The sequence below is a fragment of the Streptomyces sp. WMMC500 genome (assembly GCF_027497195.1).
Taxonomy (GTDB): Bacteria; Actinomycetota; Actinomycetes; order Streptomycetales; family Streptomycetaceae; genus Streptomyces.
In genome coordinates this window covers 7,214,490-7,232,672 of the sequence record NZ_CP114905.1, presented here as the reverse complement: position 1 = coordinate 7,232,672, position 18,183 = coordinate 7,214,490, and the positions used below count along the sequence as shown (strand labels likewise).

Below are 18,183 nucleotides of genomic sequence, written 5' to 3'. Positions count from 1 at the left end.
GGATCGCACGTCCGTACGCACTGCGGAGGGCCCTGTGGACGACCCGCACCGGGCTTCAGGCCCGGCGGCGCACCCCCGCGGCCAGCTCGCCGGCCAGCGCCCGCACCGCCGCAAGGCCGGCCTCGTGGTCATCACCCGCGGTCAGCAGCCGCTTGACGAAGGCCGAGCCGACGATCACGCCGTCGGCGAACGCGGCGACCTCGGCCGCCTGCTCCGCCGTCGAGACGCCCAGGCCGACGCAGACGGGCAGGCCGCCGTCCCGTACCGCCCCGGTGGCGCGGGTGCGGCGGACCAGGTCCCGGGCCTCGCGGCCGACCGACTCGCGGGTGCCGGTGACGCCCATGAGCGACGCGGCGTAGACGAAGCCGCTGCCGGCCGCCGTGATGACCCCGAGACGCTGCTCGCGGCTGCTGGGCGCGACCACGAAGACCGTGGCCAGCCCATGCTTGTCGGCCGCCTGCCGCCACGGCCCGGACTCCTCGACGGGCAGGTCGGGCAGGATGCAGCCCGCGCCGCCCGCCGCGGCCAGGTCCTCGGCGAAGCGCTCGGGGCCGTAGCGGTCGACCGGGTTCCAGTACGTCATGCAGAGCACCGGCGCTTCGGTGGCGGACTGCACCTCGGCGACGGTGCGGATCACGTCCTTGATGCGCAGCCCGCCGCGGAGCGCGATGTCGTCGGCGGTCTGGATCACCGGGCCGTCCAGCACGGGGTCGCTGTGCGGCAGGCCGACCTCGACGGCGTCGCAGCCGCCTTCGAGCATGGCGGTCATGGCCCGTACGCCGGTGTCCACGTCGGGGAAGCCGGCGGGCAGGTAGCCGATGAGGGCCGCCCGGTCCTCCGCCTTCGCGGCGGCGAGAACGGCGTCGAGCCGCGCGATGTTGCCCGTCACCGGTCCGCCTCCTCGGCGTCGTAGAGCCCGAAGTAGCGGGCGGCGGTGTCCATGTCCTTGTCGCCGCGGCCGGAGAGGTTGACCACGATCAGCCCGTCGGGCCCCAGTTCGCGGCCGACGTCCAGCGCGCCGGCCAGCGCGTGGGCGCTCTCGATGGCCGGGATGATGCCCTCGCTGCGCGACAGCAGCCGCAGCGCGCGCATGGCCTCGTCGTCGGTCACGGCCCGGTACTCGGCGCGGCCGGCGTCCTTGAGGTAGGCGTGCTCGGGGCCGACGCCCGGGTAGTCGAGGCCGGCGGAGATCGAGTACGGCTCGGTGATCTGGCCGTCCTCGTCCTGGAGGACGTACGACCGGGAGCCGTGCAGGATCCCGGGGTCGCCGACGCTGAGGGTCGCGGCGTGCTCGCCGCTGGTCAGGCCGTGCCCGGCGGGCTCGCAGCCGACGAGGCGCACGGCGGGGTGCGGCAGGAAGGCGTGGAAGAGGCCGATGGCGTTGGAGCCGCCGCCGACGCAGGCGACGGCCGCGTCGGGCATCCGGCCCGTGCGGTCGAGCAACTGCTGCCGGGCCTCGATGCCGATCACCCGGTGGAAGTCGCGGACGAGCGCGGGGAAGGGGTGCGGGCCCGCGACCGTGCCGAAGAGGTAGTGGGTGTGCTCGACGTTGGCGACCCAGTCGCGGAACGCCTCGTTGATGGCGTCCTTCAGGGTGCGGCTGCCGGACTTCACCGGGACGACCTCGGCGCCGAGGATCCGCATGCGGGCGACGTTGAGCGCCTGCCGCTCGGTGTCGACCTCGCCCATGTAGACGGTGCACTCCAGGCCGAGGAGGGCGCAGGCGGTGGCGGTGGCCACGCCGTGCTGGCCCGCGCCGGTCTCGGCGATGACACGGGTCTTGCCCATGCGGCGGGTGAGCAGGGCCTGGCCCAGCACGTTGTTGATCTTGTGCGAGCCGGTGTGGTTGAGGTCCTCGCGCTTGAGGAAGACCCGGGCGCCGCCGGCCTCTTCCGCGAAGCGCGGCACCTCGGTGAGCGGGCTGGGCCGGCCGGTGTAGTTGACCAGCAGGTCGTTCAGCTCGGCGACGAACGACTCGTCGCCCTTGGCCTTGTCGTACGCGACGGCGACCTCGTCGACGGCCGCGCGCAGCGCCTCGGGGATGAACTTGCCGCCGTACGCGCCGAAATAGCCCTCGGCGGTGGGCACCTGACGGTCTGGGTCAGGGATGAAGAAGTCTCTGGGCATGAGGGATCCTCGGTCGGAACGGATGACGGACGGCGCGGGGACACGCCGGCTGCCATCGCATGCCGTTGATCTGACCGGGCTCGGCCCCGATGTGGTACCGCACGCGCCGCCCGCGCACGCGCCGCGCCGGGGCCCGGCAGCCGCGCGGCCGGCACCCGGGGGCGAGGACGCCCGACGGCTGGGCGACTGCCGTGCGTACGGCACGGCGCCCGGCCCCCGCGGCGACGCCGCCCGGGCCGCCGGACGGAAGTGGCCGGTCCACTCGCACGGTCACCGGGGCGTCAGCCCCGTCCGTGCCGCAGCGCGGGGTGGGCGCCGGCGGCGACGAGGTCGGCGACGGCGGCGCGCGGGTCCTTGCCGGTGACCAGGGACTCGCCGACGAGCACGGCGTCGGCGCCGTCGTTCGCGTAGGCGATGAGGTCGTGCGGGCCGCGCACGCCGGACTCGGCGATCTTGACGATGTGGTCGGGGATCTCGGGGGCCACCCGGCCGAAGTTGCCGCGGTCCACCTCGAGCGTCTTGAGGTTCCGCGCGTTCACGCCGATGATCTTCGCCCCGGCGGCCACCGCCCGCTCGGTCTCCTCCTCGTCGTGCACCTCGACCAGCGGCGTGAGCCCGATGGACTCGGCCCGCTCCACCAGCGAGACCAGCGCCTCCTGGTCCAGCGCGGCGACGATCAGCAGCACCAGGTCCGCGCCGTACGCCCGCGCCTCCCAGAGCTGGTACGCCGTGACGACGAAGTCCTTGCGCAGCACCGGCAGGTCCACCTTGGCGCGCACGGCCTCCAGGTCGGCCAGCGAGCCGCCGAAGCGGCGCTGCTCGGTCAGGACGCTGATGACGGCGGCGCCGCCCGCCTCGTAGTCCGCGGCGAGCGCGGCCGGGTCGGCGATGGCCGCGAGCGCGCCCTTGGACGGGCTGGAGCGCTTGACCTCGCAGACGACGGTGACGCTGTCGCCGCGCAGCGCGGCCACTCCGTCCCGCGCCTCGGGCGCCCGGGCGGCGCGCTCCTTCAGCTCGTCGAGGCCGACCCGGGCCTGCCGCTCGGCGAGGTCGTCGCGCACGCCGTCAATGATCTCGTCGAGCACACTCACGCGAGCGGACCCCTTTCTGCTGGCGCCGGTGCCGGCGCGGGGCGCCGGCGGCCGACGGGCGGCTGTTCGGGTACAGCGATGGTATCCGGCACCGGGCGGAAGCCCCGAATCCGGACCTTCTCCGTCCCACGGGTCGGACGGGGTGCCGCTACGGCCCGAGCACCGAGCCGAACGACAGGTTCCGCACGAGCGTAAACGCCGCGACCAGCGCGAACAGCACCACCCCCGGCGACGGCGCGGAAATCGGGAGCGGCCCGCGGGCCGGCCGGGCCGCCGCGCCGGCGGGCCGCGGCTGCGCCCCCGGCGCTGACGCCGGGCGCGGCCGGAACGCCGCGAGCAGTGAGCGCAGCACCGCCACGGCGAGGACGGCCGCGCCGAGGACCACGAGGGCGTTGGCACCGAGCGCGGCGGTCACCTCGCCGTGGGCGAGCGCGTGGATGGCACGCAGGCCGCCGCAGCCGGGGCAGGCCAGGCCCGTGTACGCCGGGACGGGGCACCGCGGGTAGCGGCCGGGCTCGTTCGGGTCGAGGGCGCCGACCGCGGCGAAGCCGGCGGCGGCGCAGGCCAGCGCGGCGAGCGGGGGCGCGAGGCGCCGTAGCGGAACAGTTGCGGCGGTACGGGCGAACACACCCGAATTGTCCCGGTTTCGGCCCGGCGGCGCATCCCGCGGCGGGGCGCACGGCCGGGAGGGGCGACGCGGAACGCGGGCGGTGGCCGCGGGCCCCGGGCGTCGCGCGCCGGGGACCCGCCGCGGGTCGTACGGGCTACTCGCCGGCCATGCGCACCGGCGGCACCGGCTTCTTGCCCAGCCCCATGCCGCGCATCACGGCGCCGACCACGCCGCCGAGGGGAATGATGATCAGGCTCAGCCAGAAGAGCAGCGGCTGGTCCATGACCATCAGGGCGCCCGAGACGCAGAACCCGATGAAGATGATGACCACCGCGGTCCATGCGGCCGGCGTGTGTCCGTGGTCGTGGTTCTCCGCCATTACTGCGCTCCTCGAAACATACAACCGCTCATATCACCAGACGCCGCCATTGTCCCCGATCGGTCTACGCCTCCGGCGCGGGGGTCCGGTCAGCGCTCGCGGGTGGGGTCCTCGCCGCGGTCGAGGGCCTTCCACAGCTCCTCGGGCCGCTCGGGGTCCACGGGTGCGGACCGCCGCGGGCGGGCCGCGACGGCGCCGCCGGGGCGCTCGTAGCGCCCGGACATCGCCGGCCAGCCGGAGCCGTAGCGCAGCGCGAGCAGCCCGGCGCAGAGCAGCAGCACGCCGCCGGCCAGGCTCACCCAGGGCCAGGCGGTGTGGCTGACGGCTTCCACCGCGGCGCCGGTGAGGCCCGCGGCCTCCGCGGCCTGGTCGTCGAGTGCGTCGGTGTCGGAGGCGCCGAGGGCGGAGGCGGCGATCACGCCGACGCCGCAGAGCGTGAGCAGTGCGGCGACGACGACGCGGCCGGCGCGGCGGACGGCGAAGACGGCGACGAGCGCGGCGAGTCCGACGATCGCCAGCGCGGCCGGTACGCCGGTGACGTCCCGGCCGCCGGCGGTCACGGGCAGCACGGCGTCCGCGACGGGGGTGGGGGCCTCGCCCTCGGCCCAGGTGCGGCCGGCGGCGACGAGGACCACGGCGGCTCCGAGCGCGCCGGAGAGCAGGGCGGCGGCGAGGGGGGCACGGGAGCCGGACTGAGCTGTCACCCCGCAAGTGTCTCGCACCCGCCGGGGCCGCTTCGGTCAGGGGGCGCGGGTGGCCGGAACGCGTACGCCGGAGCCGCGGCCCTCGGGCCGGGCTGACAGGGCCCGTTGCGTACGGCCGCACCGCCACCGCGGTCGCGGCCCGGTCCCGCCGCCGCAGCCGGCCCGCACGGCAGCCGGGCGTCCCGCTACGCCCCCGCCTCCCGGCCCGCGCGCGACAGGTGCCCCGCCGCGGCGACCGCCCGCAGCACCGCCGCCGCCTTGTTGCGGCACTCCGTGTCCTCGGCCGCCGGGTCGGAGTCCGCCACGATGCCCGCGCCCGCCTGCACGTACGCCGTTCCGTCGCGCAGCAGCGCCGTGCGGATCGCGATGGCGGTGTCCGCGTCGCCGGCGAAGTCCAGGTACCCGACGCAGCCGCCGTACAGCCCGCGCCGCGTGGGCTCCAGCTCCTCGATGATCTGCAGCGCCCGCGGCTTGGGCGCCCCCGACAGCGTCCCGGCGGGGAAGCAGGCGGTGAGCACGTCGAAGGCCGTACGTCCCGGGGCGAGCCGGCCGGTGACCGTGGAGACGATGTGCATGACGTGGCTGTAGCGCTCGACCGACATGAAGTCCACGACCTCGACGCTGCCGGGCTCGCAGACCCGGCCGAGGTCGTTGCGCCCGAGGTCGACGAGCATCAGGTGCTCGGCGCGCTCCTTCTCGTCGGCGAGCAACTCCTCGGCCAGCGCCGCGTCCTGCTGCGGCGTGGCGCCGCGCGGGCGCGTCCCCGCGATGGGGTGCAGCAGGGCGCGCCCGTCCTCGACCCTGACCAGCGCCTCGGGGCTGGAGCCGACGATGTCGAACGCGCTCCCCGCGCCCGCGGTCTCGGGCAGCCGGATCAGATACATGTACGGGCTGGGGTTGGTGGCCCGCAGCACGCGGTAGACGTCGAGGGCGCTCGCGGCGCACGGCGTCTCGAACCGCTGCGAGGGCACGACCTGGAACGCCTCCCCCGCCCTGATCCGCTCCTTGATGTCCTCGACGGCCGACCGGAACTCCGCGCCGCCCCACAGCTCGCCGTACGCCGGCAGTTCGGAGGGCGGCAGCGGCGCCGCGCTCGCGGCGGCCGGGCGGGCGAGGTCGGCGGTCATCGCGTCGAGCCTGGCGACCGCGTCCGCGTACGCCTCGTCGACGCCGGTGTCGAGGTCGTTGTGGTTGATCGCGTTGGCGATCAGCAGGACGCTGCCGTCCCAGTGGTCGAGGACGGCGAGGTCGGAGGTGAGCAGCATCGTCATCTCCGGCAGCCGCAGGTCGTCGGCGGTGCTGTCGCCGATGCGCTCCAGCCGCCGCACGGCGTCGTAGCCGAGATAGCCGACCATGCCGCCGGTGAAGGGCGGCAGCGCGTCCCGGCCGTCAGCGCGCTCGTGCAGGTCCCGCGGGGTGTGCAGGGCCTCGACGGTGGCGCGCAGGGCGGCGAGCGGGTCGCCTTCGGTGGGCAGGCCGACGGGCGGGGTGCCGAGCCAGTGGGCGCGGCCGTCGCGCTCGGTGAGCGTGGCGGCGCTGCGCACGCCGACGAACGAGTACCGCGACCACGTGCGGCCGTTCTCCGCGGACTCCAGCAGGAAGGTCCCGGGGCGCTCGCCGGCGAGCTTGCGGTACAGCCCCACGGGCGTGTCGCCGTCGGCCAGCAGCCGGCGCACGACGGGGATGACGCGGCGGTCCTTGGCCAGCGTGCGGAACGTCTCCCGGTCGGGGATGTTCACCGGGCGCCGCCCACGGTCAGCTCGCGGCCCTCGAAGCAGGTGCGGCTGCCGGTGTGGCAGGCGGGGCCGACCTGGTCCACGCGGACGAGCACGGTGTCGGCGTCGCAGTCGAGCGCGACCGACTTCACGTGCTGCACGTGACCGGACGTCTCGCCCTTGACCCAGTACTCCTTTCGGCTGCGGCTGTAGTACGTGCCGCGGCCGGTGGTCAGCGTGCGGTGCAGCGCCTCGTCGTCCATCCACGCGAGCATGAGCACTTCGCCGCTGTCGTACTGCTGCACGACGGCGGGCAGCAGCCCGTCGGCGTTCCGCTTCAGGCGCGCCGCGACGGCGGGATCGAGGTCGGAGGGCCGCGCGGGCCGGTTGCCGGTCATGGGGCCATTGTGCCAACAGAGACGACCGCACCACGGTGCCGGACGGCGCGGCGCGCGCGGTACGGGGATGACCCTTCCCGTACATCGGATCGTGTCGATAGGGCATGCTTCGCCCATGACCAACCCACCTCCGGATCCGCCCGCGAGACCTCGCGGGCCGAAGACCGCCGTCACCGTCGCGGTGGCCGCGGCCCTGCTCGTCACCGTGGCGGCCGTCGCCTTCCTCGCGCTGCGCGGCGGCGGCGAGGGCGACGGGACACAGGCGGGCGGACCGCGCCCGCTGGGCAGCGCGGAGCGGCCGGCGGGCGATCCGTCGGGAGAGCCTTCGGGAGACGACGACCTCGGCGGCGGCAAGGAGACGAAGAGCGCGAGCGCGGGATCCGCGGCGGGCACCGCCGACGCGCGGGGTGATCTGGAGCCGAGCGAGTCGCACCTCCCGTACGTGGTGCTGCGGACCGGCGAGTGCTTCGACCACCCCTCGCTGGACACCGACGTCGACTCGGTCGAGACCCGCTCGTGCACCGGCCCGCACGACGGCGAGGTCATCGGCAACCGCACGCTCACCGGCGACTTCCCGGACGGCGACGCGCTCGACGACGAGGCGCTGGGGCTGTGCCAGCGGGCCGCGGAGGAGAAGCTGGAGACGATGCCGGCGGACGGGCGGCACTACTTTTACTACGCGCTCTACCCGACGCTGACGACGTACGAGTACCAGAGCCAGGACGAGATCTCCTGCGCGCTGACACTGAGCACCGAGCCCGAAGGACCGAAGCTGACCGGGCCGCTGCCCTGACCCCCCGCCCGCGCCGCGCGGGCGCCGACTCCCGGCGCGGCCTTGCGTGCCCCGGCGGTGCCGGCGGCCGTAGGGTTGCCGCATGACGACCCATGCGAAGCGGGAACGGCTGCTCCTCGCCGATCTGCTGGAGGGCGCCGGGCCCGAGGCGCCGACGCTGTGCGAGGGCTGGACGACGTACGACCTGGCCGCGCACGTGGTGGTGCGCGAGCGGCGGCAGGACGCGGCGGGCGGCCTGCTGTTCAAGCAACTGCAGAACCGGCTGGAGCGCGTGCAGGCGGAGTTCCGGCAGAAGCCCTACGAGGAGTTGGTGGGGCTCATCCGCGGCGGGCCGCCGCGGTTCTCGCCGTTCGCGCTCAAGCAGGTCGACGAGGCCGCGAACATCGTGGAGTTCTACGTCCACGCCGAGGACGTCCGCCGCGCGCAGCCGGACTACGCGCCGCGGGAGCTGGACCCGGTCTTCTCCGACGCGCTGTGGCACCGCCTGGAGCGCGGCGCCCGGATGATGGGCCGCAAGTCGCCAGTGGGTCTCGTGCTGCGCCGGCCCGACGGGCAGACGGCGGTGGCCCACCGGGGCGCGCCGGTGGTCACGGTGACCGGGGAGCCGGGGGAGCTGCTGCTGTTCGCCACCGGGCGGCAGGAGGCGGCGAAGGTGGAGCTGGCGGGCGACGACGACGCCGTGGCGGTGGCGCAGTCGGCGCCGCTCGGCTTCTGACGTCCCGCGGCGGCGAGTTGCGCGGCGCGGGGGCGCCGCGCGTGCTCCGCTACGGGGCCGGGACGGGCGGCGGGTCCGCCAGCGGGCCCGTACCGGCGCCACGCCTGCGGCGCGGGCCGCGCGCCCGGGGCAGCTCTGCCCGGCGTACGGCGGGCGCGGCGAGGCAGACGACGGCGCCCAGGCAACTGAACGCGCCGCAGGCGAGGAAGACCGGCGCGCTCCCCCAGGCGCCGACGGCCGCGCCGACCAGCGGGTAGCACAGCGGCGCAAGACCCAGTCCTGTCAGGCTCGTGGCGGCGGTGACGCGGCCGAGGTAGGCGGGCGCGGCGGAGGTCTGGATCAGCGCGTACGCCAGTCCCCCGCAGACGCCGCCCGCGAGGCCGCCGAGTCCGCAGGCGGCAACCGCGAGCCCGGGTGACGGCGCGAGCGCGACGGAGCCGAGTGCGGCGCCGGACACGACGAGCGTGACGATGTGGACGATCCCGGGGCGCGGCAGCCCGCCGGCGACGGCGAGGAGCAGCGCTCCGGCGCCGGCGCCGAGGCCGAACGCGCCGACGAGCCAGCCGAGTCCGGCGGCGCCCCAGCCGCGTTCCGCGGCGAGGAGGACGAGGCCGACGCTGAGCGGGCCGTTGAGGCCGAACTCGCTGATCGCGCCGGAGAGTACGAGCGGCCCGACGAGCCGGTGGCCGCGTACGTAGCGCAGCCCTTCGCGCAACTCCCGCCCGGCGCCCGCCGAGTGGCGCCGGGGGCCGGGCCCCGGCCGGGGCCGCCGGCGGAGGCGACCGCGCCGCCGCCGCGCCGCGCCCGCGCCCGCGTCCGTGTCCGTGTCCGGCCGGTGCGCGTCGTCCCGTGCGCCCCCTGCGGGCAGGGGTCGTACGCGCAGCGTCGTCAGCAGCGGCACCGACGCGGCGAACAGCAGCCCCGCCGCCGCGAACGCCGCCGCGGGGCCGCCCAGCACCAGCGCGTACCCCCCGACCGGCGCGGCGGCGGCGCCGCCGAGACGCAGGGCCAGCAACCGCAGCCCGGCGATCCGGCCCAGTTCCTCCGGCGGCGCGAGCCGCGCCGGCAGCGCGCCGACCGCGGGCAGGAACAGCGCGTCGGCCGCGCCGAACGCCAGCGCCACCGCGACCAGCAGCCACAGCCCGGGTGCGGCGATCCCTACGGCCGCGGCGCCGGCCAGGATGAGGACGCAGCGCGCCGCGTCCGCGCCGATGACGACCAGGCGCGGCCCGAAGCGGTCGGCGACCACTCCCCCGCCGAGCATCAGCACCGCGCGCGGCACCGAGCCCACCGCCATCACCACCCCGGTCTCCGCCGGTCCCGCCGTCCGCTGGGCGGCCCAGCCGAGGGCGAGGAAGAACACGCCGTCGCCGAGCACGGAGAGGGTGTACGCGGCGAGCCACCGCAGGACGCCGGCGTCGCGGTACGCGGGCGGCGCCTGTGGCGCGGCGGTGGCGGTGGCGGGCCTGGGGGCGGGCCCGGGGCTCACGGGCGGAACGGGAAGCCGTAGAGGTGGAGGGCGACGGTCTCACGCCCGGCGGGTTCCGCGGCCTCCGCGCCCTCGGCCCTTTCGGCCGGCTCAGCCGGCTCGGCCCTTTCAGCCGCCTCCGCCGCCTCAGCCCGCTCCCGCCACCTGCGGACGAACGCGCCCATCTCCTCCGCCAGCTCCCGCAGTTCGTCCGCCGTCAGCCGTACGGTGTACTCCGAGCTGAACGCCGCCCGCGTCCACTCCCGCCCCCACCCGGCCTGCTGGTCCAGGTAGCCGAGGTAGGTGCGCGTCCGGGTGGCCAGCAGCTCGCGGGTGACGCCCGTCAGCGCCGCCGCGCCCTCCGGGGTGTCGTCGAAGTCCGCGGACCGGAAGGTGAAGGACCGCTGCGCCGAGACCCGCCACCAGCGCTCCCGCCCGTCCCTGCCCTGCTCCGCCGCCTCCTCGATGAAGCCGTGCCCGGCGAGCTTGCGCAGGTGGTAACTGACCAGCGACACCGCCTCGTCCACCTGCTCCGCCAGGTGCGACGCGGTGGCGGTACGGGCCACCGTGAGCAGCCGGTACAGCTCGATGCGCAGCGGGTGGGTGAACGCCTTCAGTTGCTCCAGCTCGGTGATGCGCTCCGGTTCTCGCCCCATGCGGGGACCGTAGATACGAAAGAATCATTGCGCAATACTTCTTTCGCGATCCCCGGCAGTTCCACGCTGACGCGGAGCCCGCCGGCGGGGCGCGGGGTGAGGGTGAGCGTGCCGTCGTGGGCCGTGGTGAGGGTCTGGACGATGGCCAGGCCCAGGCCGACCCCCGCGTGGTCGGTGCGGACGCGTTCGGTGCCGCGCTGGAACGGTTCGGTGAGCGTCGAGGCCAGCCGCGGGTCGATCCGCTCGCCGGTGTTCTCGACGGTGAGCACGACGGTCGTCGGGCGGACGCCGGTGGTGACCCACACGGCGCCGCCCTCGGGCAGGTTGTGGACGATCGCGTTGTGGACGAGGTTCGAGGTGAGTTGCAGCAGCAGCGCCGGAGAACCGCTCGCGGGGGTGATGTCGCCGCCGGTCTCGACGGTGACGCCGTGCTTCTCCGCGAGCGGCAGCAGCGTCTCGGTGGCCTCTTCGGCGAGCAGGGACAGGTCGACGTGCTCGGGGGTGAAGGACCGCTGGTCGGCGCGGCTGAGCAGCAGCAGCGCCTCGGTGAGGTCGATCGCCCGGGTGTTGACCGTGCGGAGGCGGGCGAGGAGTTCGGCGGTGTCCTGGTGCGGGTCGGTACGTGCCACGTCGAGGAGCGTCTTGGAGATGGCGAGCGGGGTGCGGAGCTCGTGCGAGGCGTTGGCCGCGAATCTCCGCTGCTCGGCGACGTGCGCCTCCAGCCGGGTGAGCATCGCGTCGAAGGCGTCGGCGAGTTCGCGGAACTCGTCGCTGCGGCCCGGCAGCCGGATCCGGTGGGAGAGCGATCCGCTGGTGGCCTTGCGGGTGGCGTCCGTGATGCGGGTGAGCGGGGCGAGCATGCGGCCGGCGAGGAACCACCCCCCGAGGAGGCCGAACACCAGGAGGAACAGCATGACCGCCGCCGCCGTCGGGGCGAAGCCGCGCAGGAACGAGGTGCCCGGAGTCGCCCTCCACGCCCCCTCGTCGGTGGTCTGCAACCACCCCTGCCGCAGGAGGAACACGCCGATGGCGGCGAGCAGCAGGGCGCCCGCCAGCATGAGGAATCCGGCGTAGCTGAGCGTGAGCTTCATGCGGACGCTCAGCCCGGGCGGCCTACGCACGGGCCTGCCCGGCGCTTCCCTCGTCACCGGCGCCGGACGCGGTGTCGATGCGGTAGCCGACGCCGGGCACCGTGGCGATCAGCCAGGGTTCGCCGAGCCGCTTGCGGAGCGCCGAGACGGTGATGCGTACGGCGTTGGTGAACGGGTCGGCGTTGGCGTCCCAGGCGCGTTCCAGCAACTCCTCCGCGCTGATCACCCCGCCTTCGGCGGCCACGAGGACGTCGAGGACGGCGAACTGCTTCCGGGTCAGCGCGACGTACCGGCCGTCCCGGTAGACCTCCCGGCGGAACGGGTCGAGCCGCAGCCCGGCGATCTCCCGCACGGGCGGCCGGACGTGGGCGCGCCTGCGGTCGAGCGCGCGGAGCCGCAGCGCGAGTTCGCGGATGTCGAAGGGCTTGGTGAGATAGTCGTCGGCGCCGAGTCCGAAGCCGGTGGCCTTGTCGTCCAGCCGGTCGGCGGCGGTGAGCATGAGGATCGGCATGCCGCTGCCGGATTCGACGATGCGCCGGGCGATCTCGTCGCCGGAAGGCCCGGGGACGTCGCGGTCCAGGACGGCGATGTCGTACGCATTCACGCTCAGCAGCTCCAGGGCGGCGTCTCCGTCACCCGCGATGTCGCCGGCTATCGCCTCCAGGCGGAGGCCGTCGCGGATGGCCTCCGCCATATAGGGCTCGTCCTCGACTATCAGCACGCGCATGCGTCGATGGTACGAGTGCACGCATATCGTCCGCGTATAGAAAACCGCATACACACCGGCAACGCCCCGCCGCCTGCACTGGCGGTATGACTCGATCCCGACGATCGGCGCAGAGAGCCGCCCACCGGACCCGTACGCTGCTGGGCGTCGGCCTGATCGCCCTGGTCGCGGCGGTCGTCGCACCGTTCGGCTACCGCTCGATGCAGGCACCCGGCGACTCCGCCGCCCCGACCGCCACCACTGTCCCGGCCGCCGGGAAGACCCCGGAGCCCACGGCCACGGAATCCCCGCGCCGTGCGCACGGCGGACCGGTCGGCGAAGCCGACGGCGTCGTGCCGGACGGCACGACCGTATTCGACGACGCGATTCCGGCCGTGGCGGAACTCGACACGGATCTGCTCACGGCGCTGCGCGAGGCGGCGACGGACGCCGCGGCGTACGGAGTCGAATTCCAGGTCAATAGCGGCTGGCGTTCTCCGGCGTACCAGGAGCGCCTTCTCCGTGAGGCGGTCGGGAAATACGGGTCGGCGGAAGAGGCCGCCCGGTGGGTGGCCACCCCCCGGACGTCGCCGCACGTGTCGGGCGACGCCGTCGACATCGGGAAGGCCGACGCGCAGACGTGGCTCGTCGAGCACGGCGCCGCCTACGGGCTGTGCCCGGTGTACCGGAACGAGCCCTGGCACTACGAGCTGCGCACCGAGGCGATCGGCAGCCACTGCCCGGTCCTGTACGCCGACCCCACCCACGACCCGAGGATGCAGAGTTGAGCGAGCAGGTGGCGACGAGGTCGCAGGACGACACGGTGGAGATCCGGCGGGCCGGCGGGGACCGCCGCGACGCGGGCCCCGGCGGCCGGCTCACGGCCCCGTACCGGGCGGCCCGTGCCCTCGGCCGCCCCGCGCCCTGGCGGCGCGGCTGGGTGCTCGCGGCGCTGGCTCTGCTGCTCGGCCTGACGATGATGCTGCACGCGGCCATCCCGAGCGGCTCCGGGAATCCCGGCAGCCTGGTGGAGACCTTCCTGCCGTGGTTCGGCCTCCCCGTGTTCCCGCTGCTCGCCGGGGCGCTGTGGCGCCGCTCCGCCTCCGCGGTGGTCGCGCTGGTGCTGCCGGTCACGGTGTGGCTGAGCCTCTTCGGCGGGCTGCTCGCCGACAAGTCCCGGCCGGGCGCCGACCTCACGGTGGCAAGCCACAACGTCGGCGCCGCCAACCCCGACCCGGCCGGCACCGCCCGCGACCTGGCCGCCTCCGGCGCGGACCTGCTGGCGCTGCAGGAGGTCACGCCGACGGCGCAGCCGCTGTACGCGGCGGAGCTGGCGAAGACGTACCCGTACCACACGACCCTGGGCACCGTCGGGCTGTGGAGCAGGCTGCCGCTGTCGGACACCCGGCCCGTCGACATCGCGATGCAACCCTCCCGCGCGCTGCGCACCACCGTGGCCACCGAGCGGGGGCCGCTGGCGGTGTACGTGGCCCACCTGGGGTCCGTCCGCATGAACCCCCGCGCGGGCCTGTCGACCGCCCAGCGCGACGACGGGGCACAGCGGCTCGCCGCCGCCGTCGCCGCCGAGCCGAACGACCGGGTGGTGGTGCTCGGCGACCTCAACGGCACCGTCGACGACCGCGCGTTCGACGACCTCACCGGCCAGGTGCGCTCGGCCCAGGAGGAGGCGGGGAACGGCTTCGGCTTCAGTTGGCCCGCGGGCTTCCCGGTGGCGCGGATCGACCAGATCCTGGTACGCGGCCTGGAGCCGCGGAGCTCGTGGGTGCTGCCGGCCACGGGCAGCGACCACCTGCCGGTGGCGGCGGGCGTCGCCTGGTGACCGCGGGGCGCGGGTGAGGATGCCGCCCGCAATCCGGTTTCGCGGAAGGTGACAGGAAGATGACACTGCGCTCACCGAAGCATTGACGCGCCCCTGCGCCGTTGCCAGACTCCGCGGCCGAGTTCTCCTCGGCGGCCTCCACAGGGGGAGCAGCCCCGTCGGCCGGCCACCGATGCCCATGCAGCACACCCGACGCGCTGAGGAGTGGTCTCACATGCGGTCAACCACCACGCGCAGACAGGCGGTCACCGGCCTCCTCGGCACCGCGGCGGCGCTCGGCGCCGGCGGGTCGGCCGGAGCGTCCGCCGCCGGCCCCGCGGCGGCCCGCTCCGCCGGTACGGCGGGCTCCGGTTGGTACACCCGGCTGCTGGCCCGGGCGCTGGCCTCCCGGATGACGCTGGAGGAGAAGGTCGGCCAGCTCTTCGTGGTCGAGGTCGCCGGCCAGGACGCGGACGAGGTGACCGACGCGGCCGCCGCCGTCAACGAGCGGCGCTACGGCGTCCGCACCCCCGCCGACGTCGTACGCAAGTACCGCCCCGGCGCCGTCATCTACTTCAGCTCGCGCAACGACGACAACCTCCGGGACCCCCGGCAGATCGCCCGGCTCTCCAACGGCCTGCAGCGCGCCTCGCTCGCGCACCGCCGCGGCGTACCGCTGATCATCTCCACCGACCAGGAGAGCGGCCTGGTCCACCGGCTGCCCATCCCGCCGGCCACGGAACTGCCCGGCAGCATGGCGCTCGGCGCCACCTGGTCGACCGCCGACGCCCACCGCGCCGCCGAGATCACCGGGCGGGAGCTGGCGGCGCTGGGCATCAACCAGAACTACGCGCCCGTCGCCGACGTCAACGTCGACCCCGACAACCCCGTCATCGGCCTGCGCTCCTACGGCGCCGACCCGCAGCAGGTCGCGCGCATGGTCGCGGCGGCCGTGCGCGGGCAGCGCCGCGGCGGCGTCGCCTCCGCCGCCAAGCACTTCCCCGGCCACGGCGACACGGGCCAGGACAGCCACTTCCTGCTGCCGCGCATCGAGCACACCCTGGAGGAGATCCACGAGCTGGACCTGCCGCCGTTCCGGGCGGCCATCGCCGCGGGGCTGGACACGGTGATGACCGCGCACATCCTCGTCCCCGCGCTCGACGACGGCGTGCCCGCCACCATGTCGCACCGCATCCTGACCGGGCTGCTCCGCGGGGAGCTGGGCTTCGACGGCCTGATCGTCACGGACGCGCTGGACATGGGCGGCGCCACGTCCCAGTACCCGCCGGACCGGGCGTCGGTCGCGGCGTTCGCGGCGGGCGCGGACATGCTGGTGCTGCCGCCGGAGATGGACGTCGCGTACGAGGCGGTGCTCGCGGCCGTACGGGGCGGCGAGATCGGCGCGCGGCGGCTGGAGGAGTCGGTGGTGCGCATCCTGGCGCGCAAGATCGACGAGGGGCTGTTCTTCGGCCCGTTCGTCGACGAGCGCCGCGCGGAGCGGATCGTGGGCGACGCCGGGCACGTCGCGGACGCGCGGACGCTCACCGGGCGGGCGGTGACGCTGGTGAAGAACGACGCGGGGCTGCTGCCGCTGGCCGCCGGGGCGCGGCGGGTGCTGGTCGCGGGGTGGCAGACGTCGTCGGCGCCGGCGCTGGACCGGCTGGCGCGGGCGGTCGGGGCGCGCGGCGGGCAGACGGCGACGGTGCTGGCGACGGGCGGGACCCCCGCGCAGCCGGTGATCGACGCGGCGGTGGCGGCGGCGCGCTCCCACGACCTGGTGGTCGTCGGCGCCAACGCGGCGGCCGGCGCGGAGCCGGTGGCGGAGCGGGGCGCGGCGCAGGCGGCGCTGGTGCGGGCGCTGCTCGCCTCGGGGACGCCGGTCGTGGTCGTGGCGGTGCGCAACCCGTACGACGTGCGGCGGTTCCCGGAGGCGCCGGCGTATCTGTGCACGTACGGCACGGGGACGGGGGCGCTGACGGCGGCGGTCGACGCGCTCTACGGCGACCTGCGCCCGACGGGGCGGCTGCCGGTGGCGATCCCGGAGCAGGGGGCGACGGGCGCGGACCTGTTCCCGCTGGGGCACGGGCTGGGGTACTGAGCCGCCGCGGCGGCCCGCTCAGCCGGCCGGCGGCTCGGCCGCCCAGCCGCCCGCCGCGCTGATCAGCAGCCGGCGCAGCTCCCGCGCCGCCCGGGGCGGCGACACGTCGCCCCGGTGCGCCACGGAGATCGTCCGGTGCAGCCCCGGCGGCGCGAACGCCGTCGTGCGCAGCCCCGAGCGCTCCGCGACCATGCTCGGCACCACCGCCACCCCCAGCCCCGCGCGCACGAACCCCAGCACCGCGTCCATCTCGCCGCCCTCCACCCCGAACACCGGCTCGAAGCCCGCCTCCCGGCACGCCGCGACCGTCAACTCGCGCAGGTCGTACCCGTGCCGGAACATCGCCAGGGGCCGCCCCCGCAGATCCCCGATCCGGATCCCGCCGTCCCCCGCTACGCCCCCGTCTCCCGCCTCGGCTCCCGTCACCGGCGGCGCGTCCGGTGACGAGACCACGACCAGCTCCTCGCGCAGCAGCTCCGTGGTCGTCAGCGCCGGTGCCTGCCCCGCCAGCGGCGTGATGACCAGCGCGAGGTCCAGTTCGCCAGCGGCCAGCGTGCGCACGAGGTCCTGCGAGCCGTCCTCGTGTACGTGCAGCTCGATGCCCGGGTAGCGGGCGTGGAACGCGCGCAGCGCGTCCGGCACCAGGCTCGCGCACAGGCTCGGCGTGGCCCCCAGCCGCACCCGCCCCCGGCGCAACTGCGCGACCTCCTGCACCTCCCGGCGCGCCGTCTCGGTGTCGGCGAGGATCCGCCGCGCCAGCGGCAGCAGCGCCTCGCCCGCGTCGGTGAGCGTGATGTGCCCCCGGGCCCGGAGGAACAGCTCGGCGCCCAGCTCCCGCTCCAGCGCCCGTACGGACTGCGACAGCGACGGCTGCGCCACGTGCTCGCGCTCGGCGGCCCGGGTGAAGTGGCGGGTCTCGGCGACGGCGGCGAAGTAGCGGAGCTGCTGCAGGTGCATGGAGCCAGCGTAGCTGCTGATAGGCATCACCTATCGAAAGCAGCGATTTCATGTCTTGGACGGATGCCGTGCGTGCTTCTACCGTCACAGTCATGGCCCTGACCACCAAGCCGGCGCCGGAACCGGGCGCCCGCAAGTCCTCCGAGTCGAAGGACCGCCCGCGGGGCGCGGCCCACCCGCCGTCGCTCGTCGCGCTGCTGTGGCGCTCCACCGTCGGCAAGAAGACGGTGCTGGCCGTCACCGGCCTGATCATGATCACCTACCTCGTGGCCCACCTGGTCGGCAACCTCAAGATCTTCTTCGGCGCGGAGGAGTTCAACGACTACGGCCACTGGCTGCGCACCCTCGGCGGCCCGGTGCTGCACTACGAGTGGGCCCTGTGGATCCTCCGCGTCGTGCTGGTCGTCGCCGTCGTGCTGCACGGCGTGGCCGCGTACCAGCTCAGCCGCCGCGACATCGCCGCCCGCCCGGTCGCGTACGTGCACAAGCGCCGCCGCACCAGCTACGCCACCCGCACCATGCGCTGGGGCGGGGTGATCCTCGGCCTCTTCGTCGTCTGGCACATCCTCGACCTGACCACGCTCACCGTGAACGAGAACGCCCAGACCGGCCACCCGTACGAGAACACCGTCGCCACCTTCTCCACCTGGTACGGCAACGCCATCTACATCACCGCGATGGTCGCCCTGGGCCTGCACCTGCGGCACGGCATGTGGAGCGCCGTGCAGACCCTCGGCGCCGCGAGCGCGGGCCGCGAACGGGCCCTCAGGGTCGTCACCGACACCTCCGCGCTGGTGCTGACCCTGGGCTTCGTCTCCATCCCCGTGGCCGTCATGACGGGAGTCGTGAACTGAGG

Annotated in this window: 20 protein-coding genes; 6 read left to right on the top strand and 14 right to left on the bottom strand. The window is 75.2% G+C overall.

The window, feature by feature from the left end; translation table 11 throughout:
- Window positions 1–55 precede the first annotated feature (55 nt).
- From trpA to hisI, 9 genes are all read right to left on the bottom strand, one after another.
- Entirely contained in the window at window positions 56–889 is an 834-nt protein-coding gene (gene trpA / locus O7599_RS31200; protein ID WP_281618953.1) for a tryptophan synthase subunit alpha, read from the bottom strand.
- Window positions 886–2,127: a tryptophan synthase subunit beta gene (trpB, locus tag O7599_RS31195; RefSeq protein WP_281618952.1), complete on the bottom strand. Its 1,242-nt coding sequence runs from the start codon at window positions 2,125–2,127 to the stop codon at window positions 886–888. The genes trpA and trpB overlap by 4 nt, the downstream gene beginning before the upstream one ends.
- Window positions 2,102–2,401, bottom strand: coding sequence for a hypothetical protein (locus O7599_RS31190; RefSeq protein ID WP_281618951.1), 300 nt, complete (start codon window positions 2,399–2,401; stop codon window positions 2,102–2,104). Before O7599_RS31190 ends, trpB begins: the two co-directional genes overlap by 26 nt.
- Window positions 2,402–2,408: 7 nt before the next feature.
- Window positions 2,409–3,218 (bottom strand): indole-3-glycerol phosphate synthase TrpC, encoded by an 810-nt coding sequence (gene trpC, locus O7599_RS31185; RefSeq protein WP_281618950.1) that lies wholly within the window; start codon window positions 3,216–3,218, stop codon window positions 2,409–2,411.
- Window positions 3,219–3,366: 148 nt separating this feature from the next.
- Entirely contained in the window at window positions 3,367–3,846 is a 480-nt protein-coding gene (locus O7599_RS31180) for a DUF2752 domain-containing protein (RefSeq protein WP_281618949.1), read from the bottom strand.
- 136 nt (window positions 3,847–3,982) lie between these two features.
- A complete protein-coding gene (locus tag O7599_RS31175; RefSeq protein ID WP_281618948.1) occupies window positions 3,983–4,207 on the bottom strand; it encodes an HGxxPAAW family protein in 225 nt (74 codons plus the stop codon).
- 89 nt (window positions 4,208–4,296) lie between these two features.
- Window positions 4,297–4,911 carry a TIGR02234 family membrane protein gene (locus O7599_RS31170; RefSeq protein ID WP_281618947.1) on the bottom strand — a complete coding sequence of 205 codons (615 nt, stop codon included), beginning with the start codon at window positions 4,909–4,911 and terminating at the stop codon, window positions 4,297–4,299.
- 185 nt (window positions 4,912–5,096) lie between these two features.
- Window positions 5,097–6,650 carry an anthranilate synthase component I gene (locus O7599_RS31165; RefSeq protein ID WP_281618946.1) on the bottom strand — a complete coding sequence of 518 codons (1,554 nt, stop codon included), beginning with the start codon at window positions 6,648–6,650 and terminating at the stop codon, window positions 5,097–5,099.
- Entirely contained in the window at window positions 6,647–7,024 is a 378-nt protein-coding gene (gene hisI / locus O7599_RS31160) for a phosphoribosyl-AMP cyclohydrolase (protein WP_281618945.1), read from the bottom strand. Before hisI ends, O7599_RS31165 begins: the two co-directional genes overlap by 4 nt.
- Window positions 7,025–7,139: 115 nt before the next feature.
- On the opposite strand from hisI, the gene O7599_RS31155 reads away from it, so the two are divergent.
- Together O7599_RS31155 and O7599_RS31150 are read left to right on the top strand one after the other, a co-directional pair.
- A complete protein-coding gene (locus O7599_RS31155; RefSeq protein ID WP_281618944.1) occupies window positions 7,140–7,817 on the top strand; it encodes a hypothetical protein in 678 nt (225 codons plus the stop codon).
- An 82-nt stretch (window positions 7,818–7,899) separates the two neighbouring features.
- Complete coding sequence (locus O7599_RS31150) at window positions 7,900–8,532, top strand: TIGR03085 family metal-binding protein (RefSeq protein ID WP_281618943.1); 633 nt, start codon at window positions 7,900–7,902, stop codon at window positions 8,530–8,532.
- A 49-nt stretch (window positions 8,533–8,581) separates the two neighbouring features.
- Here O7599_RS31150 and O7599_RS31145 read toward each other — a convergent pair whose 3' ends face one another.
- From O7599_RS31145 to O7599_RS31130, 4 genes are read right to left on the bottom strand one after another with little or no spacing between them, the layout of a single operon-like run.
- The gene (locus O7599_RS31145; RefSeq protein WP_281618942.1) at window positions 8,582–10,021 is read right to left on the bottom strand and encodes an MFS transporter; all 1,440 of its coding nucleotides are present in this window, start codon (window positions 10,019–10,021) and stop codon (window positions 8,582–8,584) included.
- Window positions 10,018–10,656 (bottom strand): helix-turn-helix domain-containing protein, encoded by a 639-nt coding sequence (locus tag O7599_RS31140; RefSeq protein ID WP_281618941.1) that lies wholly within the window; start codon window positions 10,654–10,656, stop codon window positions 10,018–10,020. The genes O7599_RS31145 and O7599_RS31140 overlap by 4 nt, the downstream gene beginning before the upstream one ends.
- The gene (locus O7599_RS31135) at window positions 10,614–11,747 is read right to left on the bottom strand and encodes a HAMP domain-containing sensor histidine kinase (protein WP_281618940.1); all 1,134 of its coding nucleotides are present in this window, start codon (window positions 11,745–11,747) and stop codon (window positions 10,614–10,616) included. The genes O7599_RS31140 and O7599_RS31135 overlap by 43 nt, the downstream gene beginning before the upstream one ends.
- Window positions 11,748–11,769: 22 nt before the next feature.
- Window positions 11,770–12,474, bottom strand: a complete 705-nt coding sequence (locus O7599_RS31130) for a response regulator transcription factor (protein WP_281618939.1) — start codon at window positions 12,472–12,474, stop codon at window positions 11,770–11,772.
- A gap of 86 nt (window positions 12,475–12,560) precedes the next feature.
- Here O7599_RS31130 and O7599_RS31125 point away from each other — a divergent pair, with 86 nt between their 5' ends.
- The 3 genes from O7599_RS31125 (at window position 12,561) to O7599_RS31115 (ending at window position 16,370) form a co-directional block, all read left to right on the top strand.
- Window positions 12,561–13,241, top strand: coding sequence for a M15 family metallopeptidase (locus tag O7599_RS31125; RefSeq protein ID WP_281618938.1), 681 nt, complete (start codon window positions 12,561–12,563; stop codon window positions 13,239–13,241).
- Window positions 13,242–13,282: 41 nt separating this feature from the next.
- A complete protein-coding gene (locus O7599_RS31120) occupies window positions 13,283–14,293 on the top strand; it encodes an endonuclease/exonuclease/phosphatase family protein (RefSeq protein ID WP_281623590.1) in 1,011 nt (336 codons plus the stop codon).
- Window positions 14,294–14,507: 214 nt separating this feature from the next.
- Complete coding sequence (locus tag O7599_RS31115) at window positions 14,508–16,370, top strand: glycoside hydrolase family 3 protein (RefSeq protein ID WP_281618937.1); 1,863 nt, start codon at window positions 14,508–14,510, stop codon at window positions 16,368–16,370.
- Window positions 16,371–16,388: 18 nt separating this feature from the next.
- Here O7599_RS31115 and O7599_RS31110 read toward each other — a convergent pair whose 3' ends face one another.
- Window positions 16,389–17,327 carry a LysR substrate-binding domain-containing protein gene (locus tag O7599_RS31110; RefSeq protein ID WP_281618936.1) on the bottom strand — a complete coding sequence of 313 codons (939 nt, stop codon included), beginning with the start codon at window positions 17,325–17,327 and terminating at the stop codon, window positions 16,389–16,391.
- Between the two features lie 92 nt (window positions 17,328–17,419).
- On the opposite strand from O7599_RS31110, the gene O7599_RS31105 reads away from it, so the two are divergent.
- A complete protein-coding gene (locus tag O7599_RS31105; protein ID WP_281618935.1) occupies window positions 17,420–18,181 on the top strand; it encodes a succinate dehydrogenase in 762 nt (253 codons plus the stop codon).
- Window positions 18,182–18,183: the final 2 nt, after the last annotated feature.